At 42.8% G+C, this 5,632-nt stretch carries 7 protein-coding genes; all 7 read right to left on the bottom strand.

The window, feature by feature from the left end:
- Window positions 1–13: 13 nt before the first annotated feature.
- The 7 genes from truA to proC all read right to left on the bottom strand — a co-directional run bounded on the left by truA (window position 14) and on the right by proC (window position 5,589).
- Window positions 14–775 (bottom strand): tRNA pseudouridine(38-40) synthase TruA, encoded by a 762-nt coding sequence (truA, locus tag JQM82_RS14150; RefSeq protein WP_235251043.1) that lies wholly within the window; start codon window positions 773–775, stop codon window positions 14–16.
- A gap of 1 nt (window position 776) precedes the next feature.
- Complete coding sequence (locus JQM82_RS14145; protein WP_235251042.1) at window positions 777–1,601, bottom strand: energy-coupling factor transporter transmembrane component T family protein; 825 nt, start codon at window positions 1,599–1,601, stop codon at window positions 777–779.
- Window positions 1,594–2,451 carry an energy-coupling factor transporter ATPase gene (locus JQM82_RS14140; protein WP_235251041.1) on the bottom strand — a complete coding sequence of 286 codons (858 nt, stop codon included), beginning with the start codon at window positions 2,449–2,451 and terminating at the stop codon, window positions 1,594–1,596. Before JQM82_RS14140 ends, JQM82_RS14145 begins: the two co-directional genes overlap by 8 nt.
- A complete protein-coding gene (locus JQM82_RS14135) occupies window positions 2,436–3,287 on the bottom strand; it encodes an energy-coupling factor transporter ATPase (protein ID WP_235251040.1) in 852 nt (283 codons plus the stop codon). The genes JQM82_RS14140 and JQM82_RS14135 overlap by 16 nt, the downstream gene beginning before the upstream one ends.
- A gap of 111 nt (window positions 3,288–3,398) precedes the next feature.
- A complete protein-coding gene (locus JQM82_RS14130) occupies window positions 3,399–3,917 on the bottom strand; it encodes a peptidylprolyl isomerase (protein WP_235251039.1) in 519 nt (172 codons plus the stop codon).
- A gap of 88 nt (window positions 3,918–4,005) precedes the next feature.
- Complete coding sequence (locus tag JQM82_RS14125) at window positions 4,006–4,647, bottom strand: hypothetical protein (RefSeq protein ID WP_235251038.1); 642 nt, start codon at window positions 4,645–4,647, stop codon at window positions 4,006–4,008.
- 147 nt (window positions 4,648–4,794) lie between these two features.
- Entirely contained in the window at window positions 4,795–5,589 is a 795-nt protein-coding gene (proC, locus tag JQM82_RS14120; protein WP_235251037.1) for a pyrroline-5-carboxylate reductase, read from the bottom strand.
- Between the last annotated feature and the right edge of the window lie 43 nt (window positions 5,590–5,632).

Below are 5,632 nucleotides of genomic sequence, written 5' to 3'. Positions count from 1 at the left end.
AGATGCCATTTCATCAATTATTAACCACTTTATGTTCTTCATATTTGATCTCTACAAGCACCAGACCTTCCGGAGGTGCCGTGACTCCATCCGCGGTATGTTTCTTTATTTCCATAATATCTTTTATTTTCTCCGGAGTATAAAACTTTCTTCCCACACGGATTAAAGTGCCAGCTATAATTCTGACCATATTATATAAAAAACCATTTCCGGTCACGCGGATCGTAATCTCCGGTCCTTCCTTCCAGATCTCAATATCATATATCGTGCGGACAGTATCTATCGCATTCGTCCTTACATTGCAGAAACTGGAAAAATCATGTTCCCCCACGAGATAAGATGCCCCCTGCTTCATCAGTTCGATATCCAGAGGAAACGATACATACGCACTGTATCTGCTTTTCAGAGGATTCGGTACCTTTTCATTATAAATATGATATTCATAGGTTTTTATAATATGATCCTGATGTCTGGGATGCCACAGAGGTGAAACCTCATCTGAGCAAACTACCACAATATCCCCCGGAAGTCTCTGATTCAGCGCATAGGCGAACCTTTCCGGCGGAATGGATGATTCCGTATCAAATACCGCCACATTGCCAAGTGCATGTACTCCTGAATCCGTACGACTTGCACCTGTAACATGAATCCTTTCTCCCGTCAATTCAGTAATAGAATGATTCAATTTTTCTTCAATTGTGACCCCGTTCGGCTGCACTTGCCAGCCACAATAATTCGTTCCGTCATAGGCAACGACTAACCTGATTCTTTTCATATCACAACATTCCTATATGGAGAGGTACGTATCTTCCGATCAACACAACAGCGACCACATATGCGATCACAATTAGATATGCCGCATAATCACGCTTCTCGTAACGGAGAGGTTTCATCTTTGTCCTGCCCTCTCCGCCATGATAACATCTCGCTTCCATTGCCATAGCAAGATCATTGGCTCTTCGAAACGCCGATACAAACAACGGCACCAGAATCGGAATCATACTTTTCGCCTTCTGAATCATATTACCGCTTTCCAGATCTGCTCCACGTGCAATCTGAGCCTTCATAATCTTATCCGTTTCCTCCAGCAGAATCGGAATAAACCTGAGTGCGATTGACATTACCATAGCTATCTCATGCACCGGAACATGCACCTTGTTCAATGGACACAAAAGTGCTTCAATGCCATCTGTCAACTCGTTTGGCGTCGTTGTAAATGTCATAAGCGAAGACCCTATAATCAGATATATCAGACGTACTGCCATATAGACAGCTGTGCGAAGACCGCCTTCTGTAATCGTAAATATCCACGCATGAAACAGCACATCCCCGCTCCTGGTCAGAAACAGATTAAAAATTACCGTAATCATCAACAACATAATGATCGGCTTCAAACCTTTTACAATATAACTCAGCGGAACCTTTGACAGATAAATGACAATTGCCAGAAATAACGTCGTAGTCAGATAGCCGGAAATACTGCTGAACAGGAACAGAGACACCAGATACAGCAGCGTTCCTGTCAGTTTGACTCTTGGATCCAATCTGTGAAGTATACTTTTTGCCGGATAATATTGTCCAATCGTTATATCTCTAATCATTTTTCTTCTCCAATACCCGAAAGATCTCTCCCGCGGCTTCTTCTACTGTAGTCACATTAACTTCCACCGGAAATCCCTGTTCTTTAAGCGCATGCATGATATAAGTAACCTGTGGTGCCGCAAGTCCGACCTTCTCCAGTTCCTGATAATGTGCAAATACATTCTTCGGTCTGTCATTATACATGACACTTCCCTTATTCATTACAATAATACGATCCGCATATCGTGCGATATCTTCCATACTGTGCGACACAAGAATGACCGTCATATCACTCTCCTTATGCAGATAAGCGATCTGTTCCAGAATGTCGTCTCTTCCTTTCGGATCAAGTCCTGCTGTCGGTTCATCCAGAACCAGAACTTTCGGCCGCATCGCCAGAACACCTGCGATTGCCACCCTTCTCTTCTGACCTCCCGACAGTTCAAAAGGAGAAGATTTATAATACTTCTCTTTAAGTCCTACCAGCTGCAGTGCTTCCAACGCCCGTTTTTCACATTCCTGCTTACTCAGGCCCTGATTCTTCGGTCCGAAGCATACGTCTGACATTACATCTACCTCAAACAGCTGATGCTCAGGATACTGAAATACCAGTCCTACCTGATTGCGCAGCTCTTTCATATTATATCCATCTGCATAGATATTTTCATCATTATAATACAATGCCCCACTTGTTGCTTTAATCAGTCCGTTCAGATGTTGTATCAATGTTGATTTTCCCGATCCTGTATGGCCGATGATCCCGACAAACTCTCCATGCGGTAATTCCAGACAGATATCCTTCAACGCATGTTTTTCATATGCTGTTCCCGGACTGTATACATAATTCAGGTGTTCTATTTTAATTGACATAATATATCCACCAACTCTTCTTTTCTTAATATACCGGCCGGTATATCAAGCCCTTTCTTTCTAAGTTCATCTGCCAGAATTGTTATCTGCGGCACGTCCAGTCTGAGACTTTTCAATTCTTCGACTCTGGAGAACACTTCTCTCGGTGTCCCCTCCATCACAACATGTCCGTGATCCATAACAAATATCTTATCTGCATCTACAACTTCTTCCATGTAATGTGTAATAAGGATCACCGTAACATGTTTCTGTGCCCTCAACTTCTGAACCGTCTTCAGAACCTCTTTTCGTCCTACCGGATCCAGCATGGCCGTCGGCTCATCCAGGACAATGCACTTCGGCTCCATCGCCACAACACCAGCAATTGCCACACGCTGTTTCTGACCGCCGGACAATTTATTCGGTGAGTGATGCCTGTACTCAATCATACCAACTGCTTTCAGGCTCTCTTCCACACGCTGCCAGATCTCTTCCGTAGGCACTCCAAGATTTTCCGGTCCAAAGCCAACATCTTCTTCTACGACAGTGCCGATAATCTGATTATCCGGATTCTGGAATACCATTCCGGCAGTCTGCCTTACATTCCATATTTCCCTCGGATCGCTGGTATTCTTCCCATCTACCCACATACTTCCCTGTGTGGGAACAAGAATCGCATTAATGTGTTTCGCAAGTGTAGACTTCCCGGATCCATTATGTCCGAGAATTGCGATGAACTGCCCTTCTTTTACATCAAGATCTACACCGTCAACTGCTCTGGATGTTCCGATCACATTGCCGTCCTCATCCCTCTTTTCATATTCATATATCAGTTTTTCTGTCTGAACCATATCCATCGGCTCACACCTCCACTGTCTGCTTTTCTGACATTTGAAATGTGCTGCCCCATAAGGCGCAGCACATCATTGCCAGAATTACTCTGATTCACAAGTTTTATAATGATTCTATTATGCTCTCTCCGGCTCCGGATAAGCAATTCCCATCGTATCTACTGTCACCTTTTTCATCTTCTGCTCTGTAAGCGGTCGGTCACTGTAATCTGTATCCGTTTCTGCAATCTTATTCACTACATCCATACCTTCCACAACTTTACCAAATGCGGCATATGCACCATCCAGATGAGGAGCATTCTTATGCATAATGAAGAACTGGGATCCGGCAGAATCCGGATGCATTGCACGTGCCATAGAGAGCACTCCTTCTGTATGTGCAAGCGAATTTGCAAAACCATTCTGCAAAAACTCACCCTTAATATGATATCCAGGACCACCCATACCGGTTCCGTCCGGGCATCCGCCCTGAATCATGAATCCTCTTATCACGCGGTGAAAGATCAATCCATCATAATACCCCTTTTTTACAAGAGAGATAAAATTATTCACTGTGTTCGGTGCAATCTCCGGGTAGAGTTCTGCTTTTATCACATCTCCATTTTCCATTTCAATTGTTATAATTGGATTTTCCATTCTATATTTCCCCTTTTCTTTCCTAGTTTCCTTGTATACTTTCTACATTGTAACGGATATTTTCTCATCCGTAAAGACTATTTCTTTCTCATCTTTTCAATTCTGTCTTCTCCAGACCTGAATACAGAATCATTCCTCCCTTTTCCTCATACCCCGTATTCCATAATTCTTTCAGGGAAAATTCCGTAGCTTCACCATACGTGGCAACCGTAATCTGCATATCATTTTTCAGTTCTTCATATCCGACTACTAAAAACCAGTGCCAGATAAAATCCTGAAATTTCTGTGTATCTTTGTGCTTCAACATCAGATACGGTATTGGATAACCGGAATCAATCTGGCTGCGAATCTTATCTCTCGCAGCTTTACATGTGTGATTTCCCGAAAATGCTTCCATTGTAATCTGCAGATTGACACCCTCTTGCTCATTCACATCTCGAATATACCTGTTCAGGCCATCGATATACCATTCCAGTTTTTTCACACCTCCGACACGTGGTCGGATATACGGCTTCATGATCTGACTGAACGCTTTATACTCTTCTTTTGTAAGATGTTCTTCATCAAAAGGATACCATTCCTTCATGCCTTTATACCTGGCAAAATAAATACAGCTGTCACAGGCAGTCGCAGCCCCGCAGCCTCCGATATTCATAACTACATTGGTGAACCATTCCTGATTGCCGCCAAATGCTTCATCTATTGTAAAATAATCTAATTCTCTCTTCATATATCTTCACCAGTCTTTTTAATTTGAAGTTCTTCGTACGAAGTCTTATACACTATAACCTATGAGAGATTCTATCACAGATTCCCGAAAAGAAGCAAGGGCAGATGCCTTTTATCAGCATCTGCCCTCGAGCCCGGTATCATATTCTTACATATTTTTTGAAATCTCTTCACATACTTTCATAGCTTCAATAATTGCACTTCTGAATCCCAGTTCTTCCAGTGTACGAACTGCTTCGATTGTTGTTCCTGCCGGTGAACATACCATATCCTTCAGTTCACCCGGATGCTTTCCTGTATCCAGCACCATCTTGGCACTTCCAAGAACTGCCTGTGCAGCGAACTGGTAAGCCTGCGGTCTTGGCATTCCGCCTGATACTGCAGCATCAGCCATTGCTTCAATCATCATGAATACATACGCCGGTGAGCTTCCGCTTACAGATACCACTACATCCATCAAACGTTCCGGAATAATCTCTACACGGCTGAAGCTTTCCAGAAGTGTCTTAACATATGCAATTTCCTCTTCAGTCATATGTTCATTCGGACATGCAGCAGTCATTCCTTCTCCTACCATAGCCGGTGTATTCGGCATAGTACGAACAATCTTTACAGCCTTTCCAAATTGCTCACCCAACCAAGCAAGTGTCTTTCCCGGTGCAATTGTAATAATGATCTGGTTTTCTTTAATCTCGTCCTTAATCTCAGCAATTACACTTGCATAAAACTGAGGCTTTACAGACAATACGATTACCTCTGCCTTCTCTACAACCTCTTTATTGCTGTCTGTCACATTGATTCCAAACTGCTTTTTTGCTCTTTCTCTTCCCGGTGCAAACAGATCTGCTCCAATAATCTCTTCTGCCGGTATAATCTGATTTTTAATTATTCCACCCATAATTGCAGATGCCATGTTACCTGTACCAATAAAACCTAATTTCATAATTTCCCATCCTTTCAGCGCATTTATTTGTATACATTTCAAA

It is taken from the genome of Faecalicatena contorta (assembly GCF_021531995.1).
Classification (GTDB): domain Bacteria; phylum Bacillota; class Clostridia; order Lachnospirales; family Lachnospiraceae; genus Dorea_A; species Dorea_A contorta_A.
This window is presented reverse-complemented; position numbering and strand designations above follow the sequence as displayed.

Excerpts from the sequence above, each read along its gene's own strand:
- truA (WP_235251043.1), bottom strand. The coding sequence starts at position 775 with ATGAAAAGAATCAGGTTAGTCGTTGCCTATGACGGAACGAATTATTGT.
- JQM82_RS14145 (WP_235251042.1), bottom strand. The coding sequence starts at position 1,601 with ATGATTAGAGATATAACGATTGGACAATATTATCCGGCAAAAAGTATA.
- JQM82_RS14125 (WP_235251038.1), bottom strand. The coding sequence starts at position 4,647 with ATGAAGAGAGAATTAGATTATTTTACAATAGATGAAGCATTTGGCGGC.
- proC (WP_235251037.1), bottom strand. The coding sequence starts at position 5,589 with ATGAAATTAGGTTTTATTGGTACAGGTAACATGGCATCTGCAATTATG.
- JQM82_RS14140 (WP_235251041.1), bottom strand. The coding sequence starts at position 2,451 with ATGTCAATTAAAATAGAACACCTGAATTATGTATACAGTCCGGGAACA.
- JQM82_RS14130 (WP_235251039.1), bottom strand. The coding sequence starts at position 3,917 with ATGGAAAATCCAATTATAACAATTGAAATGGAAAATGGAGATGTGATA.
- JQM82_RS14135 (WP_235251040.1), bottom strand. The coding sequence starts at position 3,287 with ATGGATATGGTTCAGACAGAAAAACTGATATATGAATATGAAAAGAGG.